The 26,133-nt window shown below is 52.1% G+C and carries 24 protein-coding genes; 11 read left to right on the top strand and 13 right to left on the bottom strand.

Annotated features, from left to right (window positions below; all coding sequences use genetic code 11):
* Positions 1–21: 21 nt before the first annotated feature.
* From CPA45_RS01050 to CPA45_RS01035, 3 genes are all read right to left on the bottom strand, one after another.
* Positions 22–258 carry a transposase gene (locus tag CPA45_RS01050; protein ID WP_096649516.1) on the bottom strand — a complete coding sequence of 79 codons (237 nt, stop codon included), beginning with the start codon at positions 256–258 and terminating at the stop codon, positions 22–24.
* Positions 259–754: 496 nt separating this feature from the next.
* Positions 755–1,462, bottom strand: a complete 708-nt coding sequence (locus CPA45_RS01040) for a class I SAM-dependent methyltransferase (RefSeq protein WP_096649512.1) — start codon at positions 1,460–1,462, stop codon at positions 755–757.
* Positions 1,452–2,090: a hypothetical protein gene (locus tag CPA45_RS01035; protein WP_096649510.1), complete on the bottom strand. Its 639-nt coding sequence runs from the start codon at positions 2,088–2,090 to the stop codon at positions 1,452–1,454. Before CPA45_RS01035 ends, CPA45_RS01040 begins: the two co-directional genes overlap by 11 nt.
* A 431-nt stretch (positions 2,091–2,521) precedes the next feature.
* Between CPA45_RS01035 and CPA45_RS01030 the strand changes: the two genes are divergently transcribed.
* Positions 2,522–3,442 carry a ketopantoate reductase family protein gene (locus tag CPA45_RS01030; protein WP_096649508.1) on the top strand — a complete coding sequence of 307 codons (921 nt, stop codon included), beginning with the start codon at positions 2,522–2,524 and terminating at the stop codon, positions 3,440–3,442.
* A 235-nt stretch (positions 3,443–3,677) separates the two neighbouring features.
* Here the strand turns inward: CPA45_RS01030 and CPA45_RS01025 are convergent, their stop codons facing one another.
* The 9 genes from CPA45_RS01025 to CPA45_RS00980 all read right to left on the bottom strand — a co-directional run bounded on the left by CPA45_RS01025 (position 3,678) and on the right by CPA45_RS00980 (position 13,022).
* Entirely contained in the window at positions 3,678–4,304 is a 627-nt protein-coding gene (locus CPA45_RS01025; RefSeq protein WP_096649506.1) for a glutathione S-transferase family protein, read from the bottom strand.
* Positions 4,305–4,467: 163 nt separating this feature from the next.
* Positions 4,468–5,376 (bottom strand): 3-hydroxyisobutyrate dehydrogenase, encoded by a 909-nt coding sequence (mmsB, locus tag CPA45_RS01020; protein WP_279628790.1) that lies wholly within the window; start codon positions 5,374–5,376, stop codon positions 4,468–4,470.
* Between the two features lie 53 nt (positions 5,377–5,429).
* Positions 5,430–6,545 (bottom strand): enoyl-CoA hydratase/isomerase family protein, encoded by a 1,116-nt coding sequence (locus CPA45_RS01015; RefSeq protein ID WP_096649502.1) that lies wholly within the window; start codon positions 6,543–6,545, stop codon positions 5,430–5,432.
* A 44-nt stretch (positions 6,546–6,589) separates the two neighbouring features.
* Positions 6,590–7,744, bottom strand: coding sequence for an acyl-CoA dehydrogenase family protein (locus CPA45_RS01010; RefSeq protein WP_096649500.1), 1,155 nt, complete (start codon positions 7,742–7,744; stop codon positions 6,590–6,592).
* Between the two features lie 268 nt (positions 7,745–8,012).
* Complete coding sequence (locus CPA45_RS01000) at positions 8,013–9,005, bottom strand: branched-chain amino acid ABC transporter permease (protein ID WP_078087317.1); 993 nt, start codon at positions 9,003–9,005, stop codon at positions 8,013–8,015.
* A gap of 2 nt (positions 9,006–9,007) precedes the next feature.
* The gene (locus CPA45_RS00995) at positions 9,008–9,895 is read right to left on the bottom strand and encodes a branched-chain amino acid ABC transporter permease (protein WP_078087316.1); all 888 of its coding nucleotides are present in this window, start codon (positions 9,893–9,895) and stop codon (positions 9,008–9,010) included.
* Between the two features lie 185 nt (positions 9,896–10,080).
* Positions 10,081–11,304, bottom strand: a complete 1,224-nt coding sequence (locus CPA45_RS00990; protein ID WP_096649496.1) for an ABC transporter substrate-binding protein — start codon at positions 11,302–11,304, stop codon at positions 10,081–10,083.
* Between the two features lie 183 nt (positions 11,305–11,487).
* Positions 11,488–12,237, bottom strand: coding sequence for an ABC transporter ATP-binding protein (locus tag CPA45_RS00985; protein WP_096649494.1), 750 nt, complete (start codon positions 12,235–12,237; stop codon positions 11,488–11,490).
* Positions 12,234–13,022 carry an ABC transporter ATP-binding protein gene (locus CPA45_RS00980; RefSeq protein WP_078087313.1) on the bottom strand — a complete coding sequence of 263 codons (789 nt, stop codon included), beginning with the start codon at positions 13,020–13,022 and terminating at the stop codon, positions 12,234–12,236. Before CPA45_RS00980 ends, CPA45_RS00985 begins: the two co-directional genes overlap by 4 nt.
* A gap of 333 nt (positions 13,023–13,355) precedes the next feature.
* Here CPA45_RS00980 and CPA45_RS00975 point away from each other — a divergent pair, with 333 nt between their 5' ends.
* From CPA45_RS00975 to CPA45_RS00935, 9 genes are all read left to right on the top strand, one after another.
* Positions 13,356–13,769: a MerR family transcriptional regulator gene (locus tag CPA45_RS00975; protein WP_078087312.1), complete on the top strand. Its 414-nt coding sequence runs from the start codon at positions 13,356–13,358 to the stop codon at positions 13,767–13,769.
* Positions 13,770–13,828: 59 nt separating this feature from the next.
* The gene (locus CPA45_RS00970; RefSeq protein ID WP_096649492.1) at positions 13,829–14,998 is read left to right on the top strand and encodes an isovaleryl-CoA dehydrogenase; all 1,170 of its coding nucleotides are present in this window, start codon (positions 13,829–13,831) and stop codon (positions 14,996–14,998) included.
* 22 nt (positions 14,999–15,020) lie between these two features.
* Entirely contained in the window at positions 15,021–16,628 is a 1,608-nt protein-coding gene (locus CPA45_RS00965; RefSeq protein WP_096649490.1) for a carboxyl transferase domain-containing protein, read from the top strand.
* Between the two features lie 12 nt (positions 16,629–16,640).
* Positions 16,641–17,474, top strand: a complete 834-nt coding sequence (locus CPA45_RS00960) for an enoyl-CoA hydratase/isomerase family protein (protein ID WP_096649488.1) — start codon at positions 16,641–16,643, stop codon at positions 17,472–17,474.
* Positions 17,471–19,537 carry an acetyl/propionyl/methylcrotonyl-CoA carboxylase subunit alpha gene (locus tag CPA45_RS00955; protein ID WP_096649486.1) on the top strand — a complete coding sequence of 689 codons (2,067 nt, stop codon included), beginning with the start codon at positions 17,471–17,473 and terminating at the stop codon, positions 19,535–19,537. The genes CPA45_RS00960 and CPA45_RS00955 overlap by 4 nt, the downstream gene beginning before the upstream one ends.
* Positions 19,538–19,549: 12 nt before the next feature.
* A complete protein-coding gene (locus CPA45_RS00950) occupies positions 19,550–20,458 on the top strand; it encodes a hydroxymethylglutaryl-CoA lyase (RefSeq protein WP_096649484.1) in 909 nt (302 codons plus the stop codon).
* A 57-nt stretch (positions 20,459–20,515) separates the two neighbouring features.
* Positions 20,516–22,213, top strand: coding sequence for an AMP-binding protein (locus tag CPA45_RS00945; RefSeq protein ID WP_096649482.1), 1,698 nt, complete (start codon positions 20,516–20,518; stop codon positions 22,211–22,213).
* A 79-nt stretch (positions 22,214–22,292) separates the two neighbouring features.
* Complete coding sequence (locus tag CPA45_RS00940; RefSeq protein ID WP_096649480.1) at positions 22,293–23,132, top strand: class I SAM-dependent methyltransferase; 840 nt, start codon at positions 22,293–22,295, stop codon at positions 23,130–23,132.
* A gap of 43 nt (positions 23,133–23,175) precedes the next feature.
* Positions 23,176–23,739 carry a hypothetical protein gene (locus CPA45_RS00935; RefSeq protein WP_096649478.1) on the top strand — a complete coding sequence of 188 codons (564 nt, stop codon included), beginning with the start codon at positions 23,176–23,178 and terminating at the stop codon, positions 23,737–23,739.
* A 146-nt stretch (positions 23,740–23,885) separates the two neighbouring features.
* Here CPA45_RS00935 and CPA45_RS00930 read toward each other — a convergent pair whose 3' ends face one another.
* Complete coding sequence (locus CPA45_RS00930) at positions 23,886–25,733, bottom strand: monovalent cation:proton antiporter-2 (CPA2) family protein (RefSeq protein WP_096649476.1); 1,848 nt, start codon at positions 25,731–25,733, stop codon at positions 23,886–23,888.
* Positions 25,734–25,852: 119 nt separating this feature from the next.
* Between CPA45_RS00930 and CPA45_RS00925 the strand changes: the two genes are divergently transcribed.
* On the top strand, positions 25,853–26,131 hold the full coding sequence (locus CPA45_RS00925) for a Trp family transcriptional regulator (RefSeq protein WP_078087303.1): 279 nt from the start codon (positions 25,853–25,855) through the stop codon (positions 26,129–26,131).
* Positions 26,132–26,133: the final 2 nt, after the last annotated feature.

The following is a 26,133-nucleotide window of genomic DNA, read 5'->3' as shown; positions in this document are numbered from 1 at the left end:
CTTTATCACGCGCGTAGTGCTCTAGTAGGTGATGCCTTTTGAGTAAGCAAACAGGGTGATCTTCAACAGGATGGCCGGATCGTAGGCCAGCCGTCCGGTCGCATCGTTGCGGTACTGGGGATGGAAAACGGACAAGTCGAGTTTATGCTCGATCAGGTAATGCACAGCGTGTTCAAAGGTGCCTGGTTGGAGCTGATCTTGGTAGTTGATCACCACCATGGCGTTCTGATCGTAGTTATAAGCCTTGAAGCGCGGCATGCTGACCACTCCTCATTTGTTTCCTCGATCCTACCAAAACTTAGGTGTCAGAGGGGTTTTTATACAGGCTCAACGCTGAGGTAGCTGGCGCCGGAGCGCCAGCGGAGGGAACCAAAAGCGGACACTTTTGGCGTCCGGTTGACCGCTTGGTTAAATCACGAAGCGACCCGTTAGCTAGCGTTCATTGAAAGCTTGGCCACCTCAAAAATTAGGACTCTAGTTCGGCCAAGGCAAGCTTCAACAGCCTAATCGCTTCACTTTTGGTATTTTCCGCGCACTCTGCTCTAGAGTCCGAATTTGGCACCCAACAACCAACTTCTACGTTACCACCATGCATATCGACGTCCTCGTGCAAGGTAACGGTTGTGTAGACCTTCTCTTCCTTTGAACTCGAGCTATATACAACTTCCATCACACGTTCCTCCTTCAGATTTAACGCCCGCATTTGCGGTTGGTTTGGAGCGCAGCGGAAAACCAATCCGACAACATGCGTTTGTTAGAGCTTTTTGCATGTAAACATACAATATCGTGGGGTTTCCCATTTGGCTCCATATTTTTCTTGAATATGTTCATCTGGGTAAGTTTCATCAAAGCCGTCGATAGCGAAACCGGACTCAACCAGTTTATTAAAGTATTCTGACAATGGCCTGTGGTGATACGGAACTCCACTTATTGTATTTTGTGAATCTTTTGTGATGGTAAATGACACGTTTTTTGTCATTGTTACCATGTAATTATATTCATCTCCGAAAAAACGCTTGTAGTCATTATAAAAGCAGGGATGTGGGATTGAGAAAATAAAGTGCCCGTTCTTCTCGATGTGCTGTCCGATCGATCTAAAAAATGCAGAAAGATCATCAACAACGTGTGCAACAAGGTGAGAGAAAGCGACCTCGTAAATCGTATCTTGCTCTAACTCGAACGATGTGCAGTTTACTAATTTTACGTCGGTTGAAGACAAAACATCTTGGGCGACCAAATACATACCTAAAGAAGGTTCTATTGCCGTGACCGAAAAACCCAATTTAAATAGTTCAATGGAAATGTGGCCAGTTCCAGCACCGACTTCCAGAACTCGACTAGGCCTAAGTCCCCTAATGCGGCTTACTATAAGGGGCTTGAATACTTCATTGAATGTTAAGTCTGTCCCTGACTCAATTTGCTCTCGACGTATTTGTGCTGAATTGCACCATCTATGCGGCATTAGACAGCTCCTTAGATTTTCTAATTATGTCCTTCGCCATTGCAATTATTTGAGGTCCAGAATTATTGTCGAAAATTGTTATCTCATGATCAGGGTGAACGCCTCGTGCTATGGCAAGCTTTTCAGCACCGCTACGGTCGCCATTCACTAATGTAAATCTTGCTTCAGGAGAAACTTGTTCTTTCGTAATAATGAAAGATGCGCCTTTCAGCTTTTCTCTGAGCACCTCTGGAACTGCACTTGGCGTAATAATTTCAATGCGAGTACCGCTCTCAATTTTGGATTGAAGAATAGATATCAATTTATCGTCACCAACAAGCCACGAAACTCTGTTACTCACTACCGTCGCACTTGTTCCCATAGAGATAAATTTCTCCATAAACTTAAGTGTATCCTTTGGTTCTTTATCCGTTTGCGTGTCAGGCAGATACTTCATCCCCTTTTTTGCAAGCATAAGAATTACTACAACCACCTCTATTATTACAGAACCAATTAGCCACTCCAAATGAGGAAGCTCTTTGGCCTCTGAGAAAAACCATGCATAGCCCATTCCTGCGAGCGCCATAGCAGCAGTGAGACCAGTAATCCAAAGAAATAGATAAAGCGTGTGTTTTACAAGGTTTTGCATTTCTGTCCTTTAATGACGCTGACATACGAAACTTCGTGAGCTCTAACAGTGATTATACGCCCCTCTACATAACCTGAATGAACCCGACGGAGCATTAATTCAGGTTATATCGCCTTTCATTCACGACCTATCTAGTTGAAATTAAAATAAATTAAGTATAAATAGGCTGCATAACACTGTTGAACCAGCTGGCCGCTCAGGGTCGAAATCAGCCCCCCGTTAGATGCCTCCCCAGCAGTCATCTACACTTACTTTCTCTCACTCCATGCACTTTTTTTCAAAATATGCTTAGTCTTAACGCTAGCAGATTATGTTTGATGCCGTCATTAGCCATTAGCCGCCCTTCTTGTCATTGTTTTCCCTCCCTTCATTTCCTTATGCCGAACACGGTAAGCTTGGCGGCATTGCCGCTTCCGAGTACGTACTTGATCATGACTACCCATTGGATTCTTGGCCCTGGCGCCATTGGCCGCTTGCTTGCGCACTCGCTTGCTCCTATAGCGGCCACCGCGTTAGTTGGCCGCCGTAGTTTGCCTGAGCAGCAGGCTCTTACTACTCTAGAAGGCGAGCAGCGGGTGCAGCAATTAAAGGTACTTACGGTTGCCCAACTGGGTTCTGGCACGCATGAGCCACCCGCTTTTGTTCATATCACCACTAAAGCGATGGCAGCTGAGTCGGCGCTGGCTGGCATTGCTGAGACTATTCCACCCACTACCCCACTGGTACTGTGGCAAAACGGCTTTTTGGCTCAGCCGCGGATTACCCAGGCGTGGCCGGGGCCGGTGCTATGCGCCACCACAACGGAGGGTGCGTATTTGGTTGGCGATGCTGGTGTGGTACATGCAGGGCGTGGGCATACTTATGTTGGTGATTTGCATAACCAGCATAGCGATTTAGCAGAAGCATTGGCGCAGGCCTTAACCCAGGCTGGGCTTGCTGCGACGGCCGTGAGTGATATTCGCCAGCGTCTGTGGCAAAAGCTGGCAGTGAATGCAGCAATTAACCCGCTGGTGGCGATACATGGCGTGCGCAATGGGGAATTACGCGGAGAGGCTTATTCAGGCCATGTAGAAGCGGTTGTTAAGGAAGTCGCGGCGATTATGTACGCCGAGGGTATTCAGTCTCCGAACGGTGGAGAAGGTGAAAACGCGTGGTTAGCGCTGGTATGGCAAGTGGTGAAAAATACCGCCAACAATAAGGCGTCGATGTTGCAGGACGTAGAGGCCAAACGCCTCACCGAACGTGGGGCAATTTTGGGGCCATTGATTGAAAGTGCCCAGCGGTATGGGTTGGTGAGTAAGGTATTGCAGGAGTTGGATGATGAGTTGGCGGTGTTGGAGGCAGGTTGTTAGCCATCTCCTGAGGCAGCTTCGCCATCCTCCCGCGGGTGCCTCGTTTCTCGCTGCGCTCGCTACTCGTTACCACGCGCTACAAGTGTGCATTACCGAAGGCGATTACTGAACGAGAGCACCCCGCGCCATGGGTTGGTGAGTAAGGTATTGCAGGAGTTGGATAATGGGCTGGCGGTGTTGGAGGCAAGTTTTTAGCCAGCGCTTGGGGCGGCTTCGCCGCCCTTTCACGTGTGGTTTATGAGACGGGAATCATCACGACCTTGCGATAAGCGGGCAGCTCGGTAAGTTGCTCGGCCCAGCGTGCTAAGTGGGGCCGGGTCTGCCAGTTAAGGCCACTGTTACGTAGGTTATAAACGAACGGGGCAATGGCGACATCACCCAGGCCGAAAGCATCGCCTGAGAACCATGTCTGTTCGGCGAGCGCGTTGTCCATCTGCTCGAACAATTTTTCACAGGCGGCAATCGTCGTTTCTAAACTAGCCATGTCACGCTGTTCTGCAGGGGTTCTGACATAGCCCAGTAAAATTGGCCGGTGAAGCGGTGAAAAGGTGCCATTCGCCCAATCCATCCACTTTTCCATCTGGGCACGCTTGGCAGGCTCTTCAATCCAAAGCTTGTCCTGGCCATACTGAGCAGCCAGGTACCGCATAATGGTGTTGGACTCCCAGAGTACGCTATTGGTGGAATCGTCGCGTAACACCGGCACCAGACCGTTGGGGTTCATGGCAAGGTATTCGGGAGTATTATTAACGCCATGCTCCCGCCCTGCCAGAATCTGCTCGTAAGGCAGTTCCAGTGTTTCCAGTACCCAGCGGACTTTTTTGACGTTAGTAGAGTTGTTACGGCCCCAAAGCGTAATCATGGAAATCCCTTTTTTGAGTATTAGTGAAGGAAATTGAGTTTGCCCGGCCTAGAGACCAGTGGCAAGGGGCGGCAAAGCCGCCCTACTGCAGGAGCCTCGTTTCTCGCTGTGCTCGCTACTCGTTACCACGCGCTACGCCACTTTTTTCTCTTTTCTCCTCCCCTCACTCTTTATCCTGATAAAGCTGTAGCAGGCTGGAGAAGTCGAGCTTGCCGTTGCCGCTCGCCTTGTGCAGGGTAAACAGCGAGCGGGCAGCAGATCCCATGGGGACAGGCGAAGCGCTCTGTTGGCTAACATCCATGGCAAGGCCCAGGTCTTTGATCATAAGATCCACCTGGAAGCCGCCCTGGTAGCCTTTCGAGGCGGGGGCATTTTCCATCACGCCAGGGTAAGGGTTGTAAACGTTCAGTGCCCAGTTACCGCCAGAGCTTTGTTTCATGATTTCGGAAAGCACCGCTGGGTCCAGGCCGTTTTTCACGCCCATATTGATCGCTTCACAGGTGCCCGCCATCAAAATAGACAACAGCATGTTGTTGCATACTTTGGCTACCTGCCCGGCACCATGGTCACCAGCATGGAAGATATTTTTACCCATCACTTCCAGCACGGGTTGAGCCTGTTCAAACTGTGCAGCGCTGCCACCCACGATGAAAGTCAGCGTACCTGCTTGGGCACCGCCCACCCCGCCGGATACCGGAGCATCAACAAAGCCAACCCCTTTTTCCGCACCGGCAGCAGCTACGCTACGTGCGGTATCAGCATCGATCGTTGAGCAGTCAATCACCAATGCGCTCTGTTTAATCACACTGAATAGTGGCTCATCGCCGTCTACATAGAGCCCCCGCACATGCTTGCCCGCAGGCAGCATGGAAATAATAAAGTCTGCATCAGTAGCGGCGGCCTTGGCTGACACTGCTACTTCGCAGCCTTGCGATTTTGCGGTTTCAAGTGCTTGCTCTGAAAGATCGAACGCACGTACATTAAAACCCGCTTTTGCCAAGTTGGCTGCCATTGGGCCGCCCATATTGCCTAAACCGATAAACGCAACAGTAGTCATCTTTGTTGTCCTTATTAGTGTGTTGAAGAATGAGTGTGTTTAAGAATTAGCGTGTTTTGGAAATGGTGTCAGTGAAGATCTGCGAGGGGGCTCTTCTCCCACGGAGAGGCTAGCAGCTCATCAATAAAAGATGGTTTGACCGAAGCAACATCGGGGTACGTCCACGCGGGCAGGCCATCTTTATCTACCAATAGTGCACGTACACCTTCCGGGAATTCCCGATGGCGACAGCACTGTACTGAAAGCGCCAGTTCCGACTGAAACACCTCCGCAAGCGACATGTGCTTGGCGCGCTTTAGCTGCTCATCAATTAGCTTGACCGATACCGGGCTGCCGTGGGCTAACGTTTTTTGCGCTCGGTTAAACCACTTATCATCAGTTTTTACCGCTAGAATCGACGCTACTATTTGCTCAACAGTGTCATGGTCCATGAGTTCACGGATCAACGCGGTGGATTTGTACACAGGTGATTCAAGTTCGGCAAAGGCATTTTGAGAGGCCTGCTCTAACTCGCGTAGCACGCCGTTAACCACGCCATGAGCGTCAGTATGCTTACCTTCCCCCCAGGTCGCTTCTAGCAGCTTCTGCGCCAGCACATCCCGCTGGTGGCTTGCTATAGCACGGTCAGCCAGGCCTAGATGTACTGCATCTAGTGCGTTAATTTGGCCACCCGTCATCGCTAAAAAGCGTCCTGTACCGTTAGGCAGCCGGTTTAGAAACCAGCTTGCTCCCACATCCGGGTATAGGCCAATCGTTACTTCCGGCATGGCAAGACGGGAAGTTTCAGTCACCACACGATGGCTACTGCCACTCAGCAACCCCATACCACCGCCCATTACAATGCCACTGCCCCAACAAATAACCGGTTTGGGATAGGTGTGCAGCAGGTAGTCGAGGCGATACTCCGTATCAAAAAAACGCTGGGGAAAGTCTGGGTCTCCATCGCCCGTAATGGCTTTATAGAGGTTGACCACATCACCTCCAGCGCAAAACGCTTTTTCGCCAGCGCTATCCAGCAGTATCGCGACTACCCGCGCATCAGCTTGCCAGGCTTGAAGCCGTGGCAATATTGCTTCGATCATTTCCAGCGTTAGCGCATTAAGCGAGCGCTCGGCATTGAGGGTAATCTCTGCAACCACATGGCCATCTTGGGTGGTGTGTTCAGCAAACAGTACGCAACTCATTCCATTATCCTTTTGGTTGGCTGGTCTTGTGTCTGGCTGTCTAACTATAGCTCGGCGGCACCACTGGCCAGTATGCGGCGAGAAATAATCAGCCGCATAATTTCATTGGTACCTTCCAGAATGCGGTGTACCCGGGTGTCACGCACATAGCGCTCCATGGGGTACTCCTTGATATAGCCGTTACCACCATATAGCTGAAGCGCTTCATCGCAGACCTTAAAGCCTACATCGGTAGCAAAGCGCTTGGCCATGGCACAATAAGCGGTGGCATCTGGGTGGCCTAAATCCAGCTTAGCGGCCGCCATGCGCACCAACTGGCGAGCAGCAACAAGTTCAGTGACCATATCAGCCAAGCGGAACTGCAACGCTTGAAAGTCTGCTAAACGCTTGCCGAACTGTTTACGCTCTAGCATGTACTCGCGGGCTTTATTAATTGCCTGCTGGGCGGTACCGATTGAACACGTGGCGATATTGATGCGGCCACCATCCAACCCCTTCATGGCAATTTTAAAACCGTCGCCTTCGTTGCCCAATAGATGATCAGCGGGCACGCGTACATCTTCAAAGGTGATCATGCGGGTAGGCTGGCTATTCCAGCCCATTTTGTCCTCTTTGCGGCCATAGCTAATGCCGCTTGCTTTAGCGTCGACGGCAAAAGCGGAAACACCGCCAGGGCCTTCACCACCGGTGCGCGCCATTACGACTAGAAAATCGGTACTACCTGCACCGGAAATAAACATTTTACTGCCGTTCAGCACATAGGCGTCACCATCGCGTTTGGCGGTGGTTTTAAGCGATGCCGCATCAGAGCCTGCATTGGGCTCGGTTAAGCAGTAGGAACCGAGTAGCTCGCCAGTCGCCAGCTTTTCACCCCACTGTGCTACCGCTGCTGGCGTGCCGAAATCTGCCAGCATCCAGGTCACCATATTATGAATCGTGAGGTAAGCCGTGGTTGAGGTACAACCCATGGAGAGCTGCTCGAAAATGATGCTGGCGTCTAACCGGGAAAGACCTAGCCCACCAACGCTTTCGGACGCGTAGAGCGAACAAAAGCCCAACTCACCCGCTTTGCGAATCACATCTACCGGAAAGAAAGCTTCGGCATCCCACTGGGCGGCATGGGGCTCAAGCTCATTCTGGGCAAATGCCCGTGCCATATCAGCAAAGGCAACCTGGTCTTCGTTTAGCTCAAAATTCATGACGTTTCTCCGCGTAAGCGTGGCAGTGCAACTATTTTCAATTATGTTGAACAGTGAACGCGTTACTATTTTTCGTTATTGGCGATTATCGTTATTGACGGGTGTCGCCACTGGCAATGTTGACGTTTACGTTAACTTATATTCTTACCCTAACCTACGCAACCGCTTACCCCCCACGACCTTTGGCGTAGATACTGTGGCGTAGATGCGTTTTTTGGCAAAAAAAAGGTGCCCTGAGGCACCCAACGGACAGACCCGATTCAAGCCATTATTTAAAGTTTTTGCGATACATCTTGCCCAGCTCACCCACAATGCCACTGCGGAAGCTAAGTACGCAGACTACAAAGATGATCCCTAAGATGACGTTTACCCAGTTGCCTAATGGTGACTGCGCCAAAACGTGCTGCAGGCTAACCACAATGCCAGCCCCCATCAGCGGGCCGAGTAAAGTACCTACCCCACCCAGCAGCGTCATCAGGATCACTTCACCCGACATATGCCAATGGGCATCGGTTAACGAGGCCAGCTGGAACACCACGGTTTTGGTAGAACCCGCCAGCCCTGCCAGTGCCGCTGAAAGCACAAAAGCCAGCAGTTTGTAGGCATCAACGTTATAGCCCAGAGAAATGGCACGGGGCTCGTTTTCGCGAATTGCTTTAAGCACCTGCCCAAAGGGCGAATGCACGGTACGCTGAATAAGCGCAAAGCCGAATAAGAAGATTGCGAACACGAAGTAGTACATGGCTAAGTTACTGCGCAGACTGATAAACCCAAACAGCTCACCACGAGGCACGCCGTGCAAGCCATCCTCACCACCGGTAAACGGCGCTTGCACAAACATGAAGTAGACAAGCTGCGCCAGCGCCAGCGTTACCATGGCAAAGTAGATACCCTGGCGGCGGATAGAGAGCACACCAAACAAGAACCCCAGCAGTGTTGCCAACAGGGTACCGCCTATAATTCCCAACTCGGGTGTAAGGCCTGGGTAACTTGCCAGCAAGTAGCCAGTCACATACCCCCCAGTGGCCAAGAACGCCGCATGTCCAAAAGAGAGCAGGCCAGCATAGCCAAGCAGTAGATTAAAAGCGCAGGCAAATAGCGCAAAGCAGAGGATCTTCATTAAGAACACGGGATAGGCCACAAAGGGCGCAACCAGCCCAATCGCGATAAGCGCTATATAGAATAGATTGCGACGCATATCGGCCCTTTTTTGACGCTCTCTTACTGCGGATGGTGCCTTGATTGCTTGAGAATCTGCCATGGTCATGCCTCCTTACCGAACAGCCCTGCGGGGCGTAACATGAGCACCAATATCATCACCAGGAAGATCACGGTATTGGAGGCTTCCGGGTAATACACCTTCGTTAGCCCTTCAATAACCCCCATACCCAGGCCAGTGAGAATCGCCCCCAGAATCGAGCCCATTCCGCCAATGACGACCACTGCAAACACCACGATTAGCAGACTTGACCCCATAGTTGGTGATACAGGATATAGCGGTGCCGCAAGAACACCGGCAAAGGCGGCAAGCGCCACGCCAAACCCATAGGTTAATGTGATTAACAGTGGCACGTTCACACCGAACGCCTGCATGAGCTGGGAATTCTCAGTACCAGCCCTCAGGTAGGCGCCCAAACGAGTGCGCTCAATCATAAACCAGGTGAATAGACACATCGTTAATGCCGCCACCAGCACCCAGGCACGATAAGTAGGCAGGAACATAAACCCAAGGTTCATACCCCCCTGTAGCGCCTCCGGGGTGGTGTAGCGTGCGCCGGAAACCCCAAAAAAGTTGACCAGCGTCCCTTCAAAAATCAGCGCCAGCCCAAAGGTTAATAGCAGCCCGTAAAGGTGGTCCAAATGGGCAATTCGACGTAACAAGAAGCGCTCCATCAGCATGCCGAAACCACCAACCACCAGCGGCACTAAAATGAGCGCTAGCCAGTAATTAATGCCCAAGTAGCGAAAGCCTAACAGCGCGGCGAAGGCTCCCAGCATGTATTGCGCCCCGTGGGCAAAGTTGACGATCTTCAGTAGGCCGAAGATGACCGCCAGGCCCAAACTAAGCAGTGCATAAAAGGCACCGTTCACGAGCCCAAGCGTTAGCTGGCCCATGAACACGGCCAGTGGCACGCCGAATATCATCGTCATGGTATGACTCTCCTCGCCGCCAAGCGTGCGGCAGCACCTGCTGCCGCACCTGGATATTGCTTTTGTAATAACGCTCCAAGGTTGCTGTTCATTGCTACACCTTGTGCGTCGCCATAGGCCTGATGCTTTCTAACTTGCTTTTCAGCCTGCTTTGGCTCTGAACCAACGCTCGTTGTGAAACAGCGTTAGTTTTGAACCAGCTTGCATTGGCTGTCAGAAAGCGGACGGTAGGCGTCTTCGGCGGGGATAGTGCTGAGGATTTCGTACAGATCCCACTCACCAGTGGACTCTTCAGGTGTTTTCACCTGGGCAAGGTACATATCGTGAATCATACGACCATCTTCACGAATCCTGCCGTTACGGGCAAAGAAGTCCTCAACGGGCATCTCAGCCATTTGCGCACGCACTGTTTCTGGGTCATCGGTGCCAGCCGCTTCCACCGCTTTCAGATAGTGCATGGTGCTTGAGTAAACACCGGCCTGAACCATAGTGGGCATACGACCCATTTCGGCGTAGTAGCGCTCGGACCACTCACGGGCTTCTTCATCCATATCCCAGTACCAACCGGTGGTTAGCAGCAGTCCTTGGGTGGCATCCAAACCTAACGCATGAACATCGTTCAAGAAGATCAGTAGGCCCGCTAACTGCTGGCCACTTTGAGTAAGGCCAAACTGGCTGGCTGTGGTGATGGCGTTGACAGTATCGGCACCAGCATTAGCTAGGCCCACGATTTTGGCGCCAGAACCTTGCGCCTGAAGAATATAAGAAGAGAAATCGCTGGTGGGGAATGGATGACGAACACCACCGACTACCTCACCGCCGCTCTCTTCTACTACACGCCGTACATCGCCTTCCAGAGCGTGACCGAAAGCGTAATCGGCAGTAAGGAGGAACCAGCTATCTCCACCCTGCTCCACAACAGCCTGCGCCGTACCATTGGCGAGCGGATAGGTGTCATACACCCAGTGAATATGATTGGGGGTACAGTGCTCATTGGTAATACTGGACGCCGCAGAGCCGGAAACGATACCTAGCCCATTGTTTTCCTCAAGCACCCTGGTCACCGCAATGGTAACTGAGGAGGCTACCAGCCCTGCCACCATGTCCACGTTGCGCTGATCAATCCACTCGCGCACGGTGTTAGCACCTACGTCGGCACTATTGCGGTCATCGGCACTAAACACGACGATGGGTGCACCGTTTACGCTGCCGCCAAAATCTGCCACTGCCATTTCTAGCGCTTTTTGGCCACCCGGACCAGCAAGATCACGGTAAGTGCCTGACATATCCGCTAAATAGCCAATCCGCACTTCCCCATTACTGATCTCAGCCTGAGCGGTTGAGATAGCTATGCTAGAGGCAGCGGCAACAGCGATACTGGTAGCCAGTGTTTTTTTGATAAAGGTCATGTTCGTCTCCTGGCCCTGAAGGCCTTTGTTTTTGTGATGCGACGTATTAGTGCAGCGTTGTTTTAAAAGCTTGTTTTAAAAACTTGTTTTCAAGACTTGTTTTCAAGAATTACTTTAAAGTGTCGTGGTTAGGAGCAAAGGAGCAGCGTTGATTGTGTCTGTTATTTTCAGTTGAGGTCGGCGCTATACCCCCAGCATGGTATTAAGGTGTTCGCGGCGTGAAGGCAGCTGTGCTGCGCTGATCTCTTCTACTATCTGACCATGGTCCATGACAAAGTGGCGGTCGGCCAAAGGGGCTGCAAAACGGAAGTTCTGCTCTACCAGCACAATGGTCATGCCGCGCTCTTTTAGCTGAACCAGCACCTCGGCTAATTTCTGCACAATAACCGGCGCTAGCCCTTCGGTAATCTCATCAAGCAGTAACAGCCTGGCACCGGTGCGCAAAATACGCGCCATGGCCAACATCTGCTGCTCACCGCCGGAAAGGCGCGTGCCCTGACTTTTACGACGCTCGTAAAGATTAGGGAACATCCCGTAAATCTCGTCCAGGCTCATCCCCCCAGAGCGAACCGTTGGCGGTAACAGCAGGTTTTCGTGAACATCGAGGCTGGCAAAAATACCGCGCTCTTCTGGGCAATAACCGATACCCAAGCGAGGGATATGGTGCGGCTTCATGTGTAGGGTTTCGTTACCGTTAATCACGATTGAGCCCGTACGCCGCCCCACCATATTCATAATCGACTTTAGCGTGGTACTGCGCCCAGCACCGTTGCGGCCTAACAGAGTGACCAACTCCCCCCGCTTAACATTGAAGTTAACGCCATGCAGAATATGCGATTCACCGTAGAAGGCATGCAGATCCTGAACACGCAGCATTTCTAAAGAGTGGGTATCGGTTGCTTCATTCGCCTCATAGGCTTCAGCGGTATTCATACGGCAGCCTCCTCTTCAGCGGCTTCACTACCCATATAGGCTTCTCGTACCAGCGGGTTGCGGGAAACGTTTTCGTAATCGCCCTCCGCTAACACTGCTCCACGCGCCAACACGGTAATTCGGTCGCAAAGGCGGCTCACCACACTCAGGTTATGCTCAACCATTAATACTGTGCGCCCTTTTGAGACGCGTTTAATCAGCGCTACGATGCGATCAACATCTTCCGCGCCCATGCCCTGGGTGGGTTCATCCAGCAGCATCATGGTGGGGTCAAGTGCCAAAGTAGTCGCCACTTCCAGGGCGCGCTTGCGGCCATAGGGCATTTCTACGGTTAAGGTGTCGGCATACTCTTTTAGGCCTACCTCATTCAGCAACTCCATTGCTCGATCATTGAGATGATCAAGCGACTTCTCCGACTTCCAAAAATGAAAGGATGTCCCCAATTGACGCTGTAGCGCCACGCGGACATTTTCCAGCGCTGTCATGTGGGCAAACACCGCCGAAATTTGGAAAGAGCGCACTAACCCAAGCTGGGCGATTTCATTAGATTTTTTACTAGTGATAGGTTGGCCGCGATATAAGATTTCACCGCGGGTAGGGGGTAGAAATTTGGTAAGTAGATTGAACACCGTTGTTTTACCGGCGCCGTTTGGCCCGATTAGCGCATGAATATGACCCTCTTGTACCTGAAGATTCACATTATCAACGGCGGTAAAGCCGCGGAACTCTTTGGTCAGCCCTCGCGTTTCGAGCACTGGCCCATTAACTACATCGTCTGCACGCATGAAGTGGTAAGCCTCTTGTTGTTATTGTGCTGACTTTGCACCAGCCAGTTTACTCTGGAGCGGAAAATCGTTAGCCGGCGACACATCTTTACCTGAACGTAAGGTGTAGGTGCAAACTAGCAATCACTTGAGGGGTATTACAATTACAACTTTGGTCTACGCAACCTTCATAAAATCTTTTAAAATCATTTCTTATAATTATTTATCAACAGCTTACAATAAAAATACGCATATCAAACCACAGCAATATCATCTTTACGTTAACGTAAACTTGTTTTAGCCTCATGGTCAGTGTTCCATAGGGACATTCCCCTATCGACGAGAATAACGATCATGAGCAAAACCTACTCGATCAGTGAACTGGCCAGTGAGTTTGACGTAACCACTCGCAGCATTCGGTTTTATGAAGACCAGGAGCTACTACACCCCTCTCGTCGGGGCCAAACACGTATTTACAGCAGTAAAGATCGTGTACGACTAAAGCTCACACTACGCGGTAAGCGGTTGGGGTTTTCTCTGGCAGAGATACGTGAACTGTTTGAACTGTGGGATGAGACCCGTAGTGGCAGTGAAAAGCAGCTGCACCTAATGCTAAGCAAGATCAGCGAACGCAAAGCCGCCTTAGAACAGCAAATGAAAGATATCGCTATTGTGCAGCTAGAGCTTGAGAGTGCTGAGATTCGCTGCCGCCAAGCCCTTGAAGAACTTAACGAAAAACCTCCGTTAACAACGAAAAGCCCTCTTTGAATAACGGCCAGTCTCTTTAACGACGACTAGTCCCTTTAACAATGACAAGGTAATTGACCATGTTTTCACACTATTCAGAACTTAACTTTGGCCTGGACGACGAACTGAACATGCTGCGCGAACAGGTCAATGCCTTTGCCGCTAGCGAGATTGCCCCCCGCGCCGCCGAAATTGACCGCAACAACGAATTTCCGAACGATCTATGGAAGAAGTTTGGCGATATGGGCCTGTTGGGTATTACGGTATCTGAAGAGGATGGTGGCAGCGGGATGGGCTACCTCGCCCACTGTATCGCTATGGAGGAGATCTCTCGGGCCAGTGCTTCGGTAGCACTCTCCTACGGCGCCCACTCTAACCTGTGCGTTAACCAGCTCAAGATTAATGCGTCCGCCGAACAGAAAGCCAAATACCTGCCCAAATTGATTAGCGGCGACCATGTGGGCGCGCTTGCGATGTCCGAGCCTGGCGCGGGTTCCGATGTCGTCTCTATGCAGTTACGCGCCAAACAGGACGGCGATCACTACATTCTTAACGGCAACAAAATGTGGATCACCAACGGCCCTGATGCTGACGTGCTGGTGGTTTACGCTAAAACTGACCCCGATGCGGGCTCTAAAGGCATCACCGCCTTCATTATCGAGAAAGGCATGCCAGGCTTTTCTACCGCCCAGAAACTCGACAAGCTGGGCATGCGTGGCTCCAACACCTGCGAGCTGGTATTCCAAGACTGCAAAGTACCTGCCGAAAACGTGTTGGGAGACGTAGGCAAAGGTGTACGCGTACTGATGAGCGGGCTGGACTACGAGCGCACCGTGCTCGCCGCAGGCCCGATTGGCATTATGCAGGCTGCCATGGATGTGGTGATGCCCTATATCCACGAACGTAAGCAGTTCAATCAATCGATTGGCGAGTTCCAGCTGGTGCAGGGCAAAGTAGCCGATATGTACACCACTCTGAACGCTTGCCGCGCCTATTTATACGCCGTTGCCGGCGCCTGCGACCGTGGCCAAACGTCCCGCAAAGACGCTGCTGGCGTGATCCTCTACTGTGCCGAAAAAGCCACTCAAGTGGCACTGGATTCCATTCAGTTACTGGGCGGCAATGGCTATATCAATGAGTACCCCACCGGTCGCCTACTACGCGATGCGAAGCTCTATGAAATTGGCGCGGGTACCAGCGAAATTCGCCGTATGCTAATTGGTCGCGAACTCTTCAACGAAACTCTTTAATGAAATTCCGTAGGGGCGCGCTATGAGCACTATTTCCACTCAGATCAATCCACGCAGTGATGTCTTCCAGGCGAATGAATCGTCAATGCTTGGGGAGGTTACTAAACTACGCCAACTCACTGCGGCCGTCGCCCAGGGTGGCGGCGCTAAAGCCCGAGAACGCCATGAAAGCCGTGGCAAACTTTTTGTCCGCGACCGAATTGACCACTTGATCGATGAAGGCTCGCCATTTTTAGAGTTTTCCGCGCTGGCAGCCCACCACGTTTACGACAGCGACGTACCTGCTGCAGGTGTGGTGACGGGTATTGGCCGGGTATCGGGCGTTGAATGCGTGATTGTCGCCAACGATGCCACGGTAAAAGGCGGCACTTATTTTCCGCTAACGGTTAAAAAACACCTGCGCGCCCAGGAAATTGCTCGTAAACATCGCCTGCCGTGTATTTATCTCGTGGACTCTGGCGGTGCCTTCTTGCCCCGCCAAGATGAAGTGTTTCCTGACCGCGACCACTTCGGTCGCATTTTCTACAACCAAGCCACTATGTCCGCCGAAGGTATTCCGCAAATTGCCGTCGTCATGGGCTCCTGTACCGCTGGTGGCGCTTATGTGCCCGCCATGGCGGACGAATCGATCATCGTAAAAGAGCAAGGCACAATTTTCTTAGGCGGACCGCCACTGGTAAAAGCAGCTACCGGTGAAAGCATCAGTGCGGAAGATCTAGGCGGTGCCGATGTTCACGCTAAAATAAGTGGTGTGGCCGACCACTACGCTGAAAATGATGCCCACGCACTACAGTTGGCCCGTGCCTGTGTGTCACGACTGAACTGGCAAAAGCGTGGCAAATTGGCCATGCAAGCGCCCAAACCACCTAAGCTTGATCCTACTGAGCTGTATGGCATTGTCGGCACCGACCTGAAAAAACCTTACGACGTGCGTGAAGTCATTGGTCGAATTGTTGATAGCTCAGACTTTGACGAATTCAAACGCTACTACGGCGATACTTTGGTCACTGGCTTTGCCCATATCCACGGCCACCCCGTAGGGATTGTGGCCAACAACGGCGTGCTGTTCTCTGAAAGTGCCGTAAAAGGCGCGCACTTTATCGAGCTATGTGCCCAGCGCAAGATTCCGCTGGTCTTCCTACAGAATATTACCGGCTTTATGGTCGGCTCCAAGTACGAGCACGAAGGGATCGCCAAGCATGGTGCCAAACTTGTTACTGCGGTGGCCTGCGCCAAAGTCCCCAAATACACCGTGTTAATTGGCGGCAGCTTCGGTGCGGGCAACTATGGTATGTGTGGTCGCGCCTATGACCCTAACCTGCTGTTTATGTGGCCTAACGCACGTATTTCGGTGATGGGCGGCGAGCAGGCAGCGGGCGTACTTTCACAGGTAAAGCGCGAGCAACACGAACGCGAAGGCCGCGAATGGGGCAAGGAGGAAGAAGAAGCTTTCAAACAACCCACCCGCGACCAGTACGAGCATCAAGGCCATCCCTACTACGCCAGCGCCCGCTTGTGGGACGACGGTGTTATCGATCCGCTGCAAACCCGTGATGTACTTGGGCTTTCCCTTGCAGCTGCCATGAACGCGGAAGTTGAAGAGACACGCTTCGGCGTGTTCCGGATGTAAGGGGCGAAGACGATGGCTTACTCAACGTTATTGATTGAAGACGGAATCGCCCGCTTAACGCTTAACCGCCCAGAGGTGCATAACGCCTTTGATGACAGTCTGATCGCCGAGCTAAATAGCCATCTAGATAGGCTGCATCAACTGGCCAAGTCCGGTGATGTGCGGGTGGTAGTACTGGGCTCGGAAGGCAAAAGCTTCTCCGCAGGAGCTGACCTGAACTGGATGAAGCGCATGGTCGATTATGACCTGGAAGACAACCTTGCCGACTCCCGCAAGCTAGCTGCGCTGATGTATGGGCTTGACTCCCTACCCTGCCCCACGGTTTGCCGTGTTCAAGGCGCTGCCTTTGGCGGTGCGGTGGGCCTGGCTGCCTGCTGCGACTTGGTGGTGGCATCGGATAAAGCCAAGTTCTGCCTCTCGGAAGTCAAAGTCGGCCTGTCGCCCGCAGTGATCAGCCCTTACGTTCAGCGTGCACTTGGCGAACGCCAGATGCGCCGCTATGCACTAACGGCAGAAGTGATCGATGCCCAAACCGCGCTGGCACTCGGTTTAGCCCATCAAGTGGTAGATCACGAGGCCCTTGATAACGCGATAGATGCCATGCTGGATACCCTGCTCGCTGGTTCTCCCCAGGCCCAACGAGCAACCAAGGCGCTTTTAGCACGTGTGGCCCAAGCACCAGACAGCGATGCCACTCGAGAGCATACCTGCCAGGTAATTGCCGAGCTGCGGGTTAGCCCAGAGGGCCAAGAAGGATTATCCAGCTTTTTTGAAAAGCGCCGCCCTGTCTGGACGCAACCTTCAAATTCTCAAGAACATAACAACGCCGCGGAGCCACGCTCATGACGCTTGACGAAAACAGGCCTGAAATACATAAATTCGACACGCTGCTAGTGGCCAACCGAGGCGAAATTGCTTGCCGTGTAATGCGCACCGCCCGCCGTATGGGACTGAAAACCGTCGCTATCTATTCGGATGCCGATGCCTCTGCCCGCCACGTGCGTGAAGCCGATGAAGCAGTACGTTTAGGCCCCGCCGCCGCCCGCGAAAGTTACCTTAATATTGAAGCAGTAATTGATGCCGCCAAACGCACTGGCACCGGGGCTATTCACCCTGGTTATGGATTTCTCTCAGAAAATGGTGGCTTCGTAAAAGCCCTTGAGCAAGCAGGTATTACGTTTGTCGGCCCGCCCGCCTCTGCGATTGCTGCTATGGGCGATAAATCCGCAGCGAAAGCGCGTATGGCCAACGCAGGTGTTCCACTCGTGCCTGGCTACCATGGCGATGACCAAGACGACGCTCTGTTGCGTGCCGAGTCTGACAAGATCGGCTACCCAGTGATGCTCAAAGCCAGTGCAGGCGGCGGTGGTAAAGGCATGCGCGTGGTGGAAAGTGGTGAAGGGTTCAAGGCAGCCCTAGACGGTTGCCGACGCGAGTCCAAGGCCGCTTTCGGTGATGACCGAATGCTGATCGAGAAGTACCTGGTACAACCCCGACATGTGGAAGTCCAGGTATTCTGCGACCGTCACGGTAACGGCGTTTACCTGTTCGAACGCGACTGTAGTGTGCAGCGACGCCACCAAAAGGTAATCGAAGAAGCCCCCGCACCGGGCATGACGGCGGAGCTGCGTAGCGCCATGGGTGATGCCGCCGTGCGTGCCGCTCAGGAAATCGGTTATGTAGGTGCTGGTACCGTCGAGTTTCTACTAGACGCCGATGGCTCATTCTACTTTATGGAAATGAATACCCGTCTACAGGTTGAGCACCCGGTGACGGAGATGATCACCGGTCAGGATTTGGTCGAGTGGCAGCTACGTGTTGCCATGGGCGAAAAGCTCCCTTGCACTCAAGATGAGCTGACCATTACCGGACACAGCTTCGAGGCGCGTATTTATGCCGAAGACCCGGATCAGGACTTTCTGCCTGCTACCGGTCTACTCACTCGCTTCGCACTGGATTTAGAAGGCGCAGGATTAAGTGCCGACCAGGTTCGCTTAGATAGCGGCGTGGAGAGTGGCGATGTGGTCTCGATGCACTACGACCCCATGCTTGCCAAACTGATTGTGCACGGTGCTGACCGTGATGCCGCGCTAGCCACGCTCAACCGAGCCTTGGCTGCGCTGGATGTACAGGGCGTGGTAACTAACCGAGCGTTCCTCCAGCGCCTTGCCAACCACCCTGGCTTCAAAAACGTTGAGCTGGACACGCGCTTTATCGAACGCAACGAAGCCGCACTGTTTGCACCGCGCAGCTACTCCACCGAAGCATACGCCAGCGCTGCGTTGATTGGACTAAACCAGCTAGCCCAAGAGTGCGAAAGCGATTCACCCTGGGATCGTCACGATGGCTTCCGCTTGAATGCACCCCATACTATCCGTATAGCATTGAGCGACCCTGGATTTTCTCAAGGGCCTGCCCAAGCATCCGATAACGATGAGGCAGTGGTCATTGTTGAAGGCAAACGTGAAAGTGGCGAGTCGCTATGGAACCTCACTATCGGTGATAAAACGCTAACCGCCAGCCTACAGCCACTCACTGGCGATGCCGTTGCAGTGACGCTAAATGGCCACCGACGCCGCCTGCAGGCCCGCCGGGACGGACATATTGTGGTAATGGCTGAACCAAGTGGTGAAACCCGCCTGTTCTGGCGACGAATTGATGCCATCGACCATGGTCACCATGAGACAGAATCCACCCTGACAGCCCCCATGAACGGCACGGTTGTCGCCCTTCTTGTAGCGTCAGGGGCAGCCGTTGAGAAAGGTATGCCGCTAATGGTCATGGAAGCCATGAAGATGGAACACACCATGACTGCGCCAGCCGATGGCAGCGTCGATGCCTTCCATTTCCAGGCAGGCGATACCGTCAGCCAGGGTGATGTGCTGCTCGACTTTGCCCCCAGCGAATAGGAGAGCCAACCAATGGCACTGCCAACCTCTATCAAGCTATTTGAGATGGCCCCGCGCGACGGCCTACAAAACGAACCGGGCACGTTGGTGCCCACTACCACCAAAATCGAGCTTATCGAACGGCTAGCCAAGGCTGGCCTTACTCATATTGAGGCGGCTAGCTTTGTTTCGCCTAAATGGGTACCGCAAATGGGCGATGCCACTGACGTCATGAACGGCATTACTCGTCAACCCGGCGTCGTCTACTCGGCGCTCACGCCCAATCTAAAGGGGTTAGAGGGCGCACTGGCAGCAGGTGTTGAAGAGGTCGCGGTGTTTGGCGCAGCCTCTGAGGCATTCTCACAAAAGAACATAAACTGTTCGATCGCCGAATCTCTTAAGCGCTTTGAACCAGTGCTTGAGCGGGCTAATGAGGCTGGCGTGAGAGTACGCGGCTACGTCTCCTGTGTGCTGGGCTGCCCTTATGAAGGTGATATCTCCCCCGCTAAAGTCGCCGAGGTAGCCAATGCTCTTTTCGAGATGGGCTGCTATGAGATATCGCTTGGCGACACCATTGGTGTAGGCACGCCATTAGCCGCTAAGCGCATGATTGAAGCGACCCGCCAGCAAGTGCCCATTGAGTATTTAGCTGCTCACTTCCACGATACCTACGGCATGGCGTTGGCGAATCTCTATGCCGTACTGGAAGAAGGAGTGAGTGTGATTGATGCGGCAACAGCGGGCCTTGGTGGCTGCCCCTATGCCAAAGGTGCTTCCGGCAATGTGGCTACCGAAGACGTGCTCTACTTGATAGAAGGCTTAGGAATTCACACTGGCATCGACCTACAAGCGGTCATAGACACTGGCTACTGGATTACCAACAAGTTAGGCCGCAGGCCAAGCTCAAAAGTCGCCCTAGCAAAAGGCGCTGGCAACCAATAATAATTAAATATCGCCTGACTTCCCGTTTAGACAAAAAAAATATCGGAGAGACATATCATGGCATCACCTGCACCCATCCTACCCAGTTACACCAGCAGCACGGCAGATAAACCATTACTGGGTATGACCATTGGCGATAAACTCGACCAGATTGTTGCCCAGTATCCCGATAATGACGCGCTAATCTCCCTGCACCAGAACATTCACTGGAACTATCGCCAGCTTCAAGAAGAAGTTAACCGCTGTGCCCGCGCACTGCTGGCGATAGGTGTTAAAAAAGGTGACCGTGTAGGCATCTGGGCGCCTAACTGCAGTGAATGGACCCTAACCCAGTTTGCCACTGCCAAAATTGGTGCCATTCTGGTCAACATTAACCCGTCCTACCGCACCCACGAACTTGATTACGCGCTCAATCAATCCGGTGCCCGCTTCCTGATTACGGCCAATCAGTTCAAAAGCTCAGACTACACTGCCATGCTGTTTGAGCTAGCCCCCGAGCTGAACCACTGCACCGAAGGCCAACTAACATCAGAAAAGCTGCCTGACCTAGAGTGTGTGATTAACTTAAGCACCGACAAACATAACGGCATGTGGCGCTGGGCTGATTTTATCAATGAAGCCAATAAGGTCAGTCAAACCGATGTGGATGACCTGCAAGCCACACTACAGTTCGATGACCCCATTAATATTCAGTACACCTCCGGCACCACGGGCTTTCCAAAAGGCGCCACACTTTCTCATCATAATATTCTCAATAACGGTTTTTTCGTTGCCGAAAGTATGGGCTTTACCAGCGAAGACCGCCTGGTGATTCCCGTCCCCCTCTACCACTGCTTTGGCATGGTAATGGGCAACCTGGGCTGCATGACCCACGGCGCAACGATGATCTATCCCGATGAGGGCTTCGACCCCGGTAAAGTGCTAAAAGCGGTGCATGAACAAAAAGCCACTGCACTGTATGGCGTGCCGACCATGTTTATCGCTGAACTTGAGCATCCAGACTTCGCCAGCACCGATTTTTCCACGCTGCGCACCGGTATTATGGCGGGCTCTATCTGTCCTGCGGAAATCATGAAGCAAGTGATTAATAAGATGAACATGAAGGGCGTGCAGATTGCCTACGGCATGACAGAAACAAGCCCTGTTTCAACCCAAACAGGCGCCAATGACAGCATCGAAAAGCGCGTTTCCACAGTGGGCCGCACCCAGCCCCACTTGGAGAGTAAAATTGTCGACCCTGGCAACGGTGATATCCTTCCCCGTGGCGAGATTGGCGAGCTATGCACCCGCGGTTATAGCGTGATGCTTAAGTACTGGAAAAACGAAAAAGCCACTGAAGAAGCGATCGATGATTCAGGCTGGATGCATACCGGTGACCTGGCGACCATGGACGATGAGGGCTACATCCAAATCGTTGGCCGTATCAAAGATATGGTCATTCGCGGTGGGGAGAATGTGTACCCCAAAGAGATTGAAGAGTTTTTATACGCCCATCCCGCTATTTCAGAAGTACAGGTAACCGGCGTACCGGATAAGAAGTACGGCGAAGAGTTAATAGCCTGGGTGAAGCTCAATAGCAGCGCAGGCGAAATAACCGGCGAAGAGCTACGCGACTACTGCAAGGGCAAAATCACTCACTTTAAGATTCCACGCTACTTCAAATTCGTTGATGAATTCCCAATGACCGTGACGGGCAAAATCCAGAAATTTAAAATGCGCGAAATCTCTATCCAGGAATTAGGGTTAGACGAGTAAGTTAGACGAGTAACCGCCCCATCGTCAACGCCGACCCGGTGGTCGGCGTTGTTATTTGTTAGGATACCGAGACACTGACATGCCCGATCACCAGCGGTTAACCGAGCATTATCATCAAGGGCTGCGCGATGATGCAATTCTTACTCAAGTTCGCACCCACTATCCCAACGGCCCCACTCTTCATCAGCTTGCCCCGTTAGACCAGTTGCATATCGGCGGTATAGCCGCCTCAAAAAAACTGCTGAACTTACTTGATCCCCAAAAGCACCCAAAGGTACTGGATATTGGCTCGGGGCTAGGCGGCTTAATGCGCCAAGGGGCAGCCCTGGGGTTGCAGATTACCGGACTGGATATTACCCACCGCTTTAATGCCCTTAACCAAACGCTGAGCCAACTTACCTTAGAACCCCACACCCTTGACAAAAACGGTGCAGCGCTTCGCTATATTACTGGCAATGCCAGCGCACTCCCCTTTGCCGAAAACACCTTTGATGCCGTACTGTTTCAACACAGCCTCATGAACATGCCGGATCCCAACCAGGTGATTGCGCAATGCCGCCGGGTGCTTCGCCCTGGAGGCAGGCTGGTGATGCACGAAGTGGTAAGCGGTGAAAACATTACCGAGCTACGCTTTCCTGTTCCCTGGGCTGCGACGCAGGAGCACTCGCATCTGCTCACGCTGACAGAGCTAACGCAGCTACTAGAGGCAAGCGGCTTTCAGATTCTGCATAGCGAAGACTGGAGTAGCACCGCGCTGGAGTGGCGCCAACGTCAGCGCCAAAAAGAGCAAGCATCACATACCGCCGTGCTCTCACCACAGTGGGTATTTGGCGAACGCTTTTTGCAAATGGGTAAAAATTTGCTAGAAAATTTATCGATTCGTGCAATTAACGTGGTGGAAATCAGCGCCCGTTGCTAATCTAAGTAGATTGACCTCCATAATAAAGGATAGAGGAACGCCAATGAATCGCTTGGCAAGCATCCTACTCTGTAGCGTTGTCGGCCCTGCCCTCCCTTTGATGAGTTACGCAGACGATGCTCCTGTTATCGCCTACGCGTACGCTGATAGCGAACTCATTCGGCTGGAAAATGGCGTTGTACTGGAAGGAAGCGATTTAAATAGCTTGGATAACTACACCACCGGCTTTCGCTTAACCGCTGGTTTCAGTCCTGAACGGCTACCGCGGCTAGATATAGGTGCAGAAATTGCCTACCGCGAAAGCGAAGAAGTGCCTATTACTACCGGTGTTTCCCCCTTAATAATGGATACCCTTACCCTAAGTGGAGCCATTGTCGCTGGCGTGCGCGTGGGAGCATTTAGTGTTTACGCAAAATCTGGCCTGACCGAGTGGCGTGGTGAAGCTGACCAACTCCTCGCCACCGACGGTGGCACTGCGCTACTGCAAGGATTTGGCGCCACCATGACCGTCAACCGAGTGGTCAGCCGTTTAGAGTACGAGCGTCTTGACGCCCCCACCCTAAACCATCTCAATATACTCAGCGCCTCACTACACCTGCCGTTTTAACCTCACAAGACTTTACTCTCACCAAGACTTTAATCTCACCAAGACTTTACTCTCACCAGTACTTTTACTTTAACTTAGCCGCCCAACACCTCTCCTTTCGGCCTCGCGCGGCTGTTGCATTGTGGGTCACATTTGTTTGTGATCGCTCACTCTTTTGGGTCGCTCCTTTCTGGCTGTATTGGCGTACTCAGCGCTTCCTCCAGCTTCATAAAGAGTTCGCCATAACGCGGGCTAAAGCTAATGCCCTCTTCTATCTCTTTCCAGGCTTCAAACAGCTCATCCTCATGGTCTTTTTCATGCTGCTCAAAAGATTCAATCATCTGCTTTGCGCGTAAGGGATGCACTCCCATGGCTGTTAATGCACAACCACCTAGTTCCAACGCAGAGTGATAAACCTCCCTCGTCACATCGTCGGCACCTGCTTCGCGAAGCTGATATCCATGGCCACGATCAAACGCTCGCGCCAACACCCTGACATTGGGATAGTACTTTTTAATGTACTTGACCATGCCTACGGCACGCTCGCGGTCATCGATAGCAATAACCACTAGACGCGCTTGTGAAATGCCAGCAGTTTGCAAAAGGTCTGAGCGGCTGGCATCTCCAAAATAGCTTTTAATCTGAATATGACGCAGCAGTTCAACTTGCTCAAGCTCTAGATCCAGAGCCACAGTAGGGATGTTGTGTGCCCGTAGCAGACGACAAACAACCTGACCAAAGCGGCCAACACCAGCAACGATAATCGGTGCTTGTTCTTCAATGGTATCGGCATTGCGCTGATCGTTTTTAACTGTTTGGTAGCGCGGCAGTACCAAGCGGTCATAAGCAATAAACAACAGCGGTGTTACAAACATTGAGAAAGCAACAACCAGCGAAAGCACTTGCGATACATCAACCGGAATAACATTGCTTTGTACACTGTAAGTTAACAACACAAACCCAAATTCACCCGCCTGGGCAAGGCTTAATGTAAACAGCCAGCCATTACTGCTGCGAACCCGAAACAGTAATGCCAACCCAAACAAGACGGCTCCTTTTACAATAATGACCGCTAGCCCAAGCGCCAACACAGTAGGCCACTGCGCCGCCAACACCTGAAAATTTATCCCTGCCCCTACCGTAATAAAAAACAAACCCAACAGGAGCCCCTTGAACGGCTCAATATTGGCTTCAATTTCGTGCTTGAATTCACTATTAGCCAGTACAACACCCGCCAAGAAGGCGCCCAGAGCGGGGGACAAATTGACAATCCCCATTAGTGCCGAGATGCCAATCACCAGCATTAAAGCAGCGGCAGTAAACACTTCTCTCAAGCCTGAAGAAACCACATAGCGAAACAGTAAAGGCCCGAGGTAATACCCACCAATAATCACGAGTCCAATGGCTCCCACAACTACCAAACCGTGAAGCCATGGAGACATATCTGCTACAAGACTTAGGCTTCCGTGCTCAGCATAACTGCCGCCTTCACCCATCAGCTCGGGCAACGCCAGTAATGGAATCAGCGCCAACATGGGAATGACCGCTATATCCTGAAATAGCAGCACCGAAAATGCACTGCGTCCCCCTTCTGTTTTCGTGAGCCCTTTTTCGTTCAGGGTTTGCAGCACTATCGCAGTGGAAGAAAGGGCAAAAATCAGCCCTATGGCTAAGGCCGTTTGCCACACAAGTCCCAGCCACCAGCCAATGGCAGTACCCGCAGCAGCAGTGATCAGCACCTGCAAACCACCCAGCCCCAACAAACGCACCCGCATGGCCCATAAGCCTTTTGGGTCAAGCTCCATGCCGACTAAAAACAGCATCATCACAACGCCAAATTCAGCAAAGTGCTGGATAGTCGTCGTCTCTTGTCCGACCAGCCCCAGCACAGGACCAATCGCTACCCCTGCCACCAAGTACCCCAATACAGAGCCAAGCCCAAAACGCTTAGCCAGGGGAACGGCAATCACCGCAGCAATGAGGTAAATAAACGCTTGAATAAAGTAGCCAGTCATCGGATTTCCTCAACTTGATGCGAACGGCTTGACTTCACTGTGCAATAAGATATTGTACTAGTACGCTAGTACAATATATTTATTACCTTACTTCGGTGGCAATAAAGTGACTTCAACCCATGTCATTAGATGATGTTCATCAGGCTGATTTAGTGGACTATTTGCTTGCCCTCGACTCACCAGAGGCGATGAACGAAGCGTTAGCCAGCCTGTTAACCCCAGCAGAGTACCAAGAAATAAGCAAACGCCTACAAATTTTTAAACTACTGCGCGAAGGTGTTCCCCACCGCAAAATTGCCGAAACTCTGGGCGTTGGTATTGCTACGGTATCTCGAGGTTCACGTGCCTTAACTACGTTACCCACTTCAGTATCGTCACCCTCTTCACGGACCGATTAATC

The organism is Vreelandella nigrificans (assembly GCF_002374315.1).
GTDB classification, from domain to species: Bacteria; Pseudomonadota; Gammaproteobacteria; order Pseudomonadales; family Halomonadaceae; genus Vreelandella; species Vreelandella nigrificans.
The sequence above is the reverse complement of the archived record's forward strand: the minus strand, read 5'-3'. Positions and strand labels throughout refer to the sequence as shown.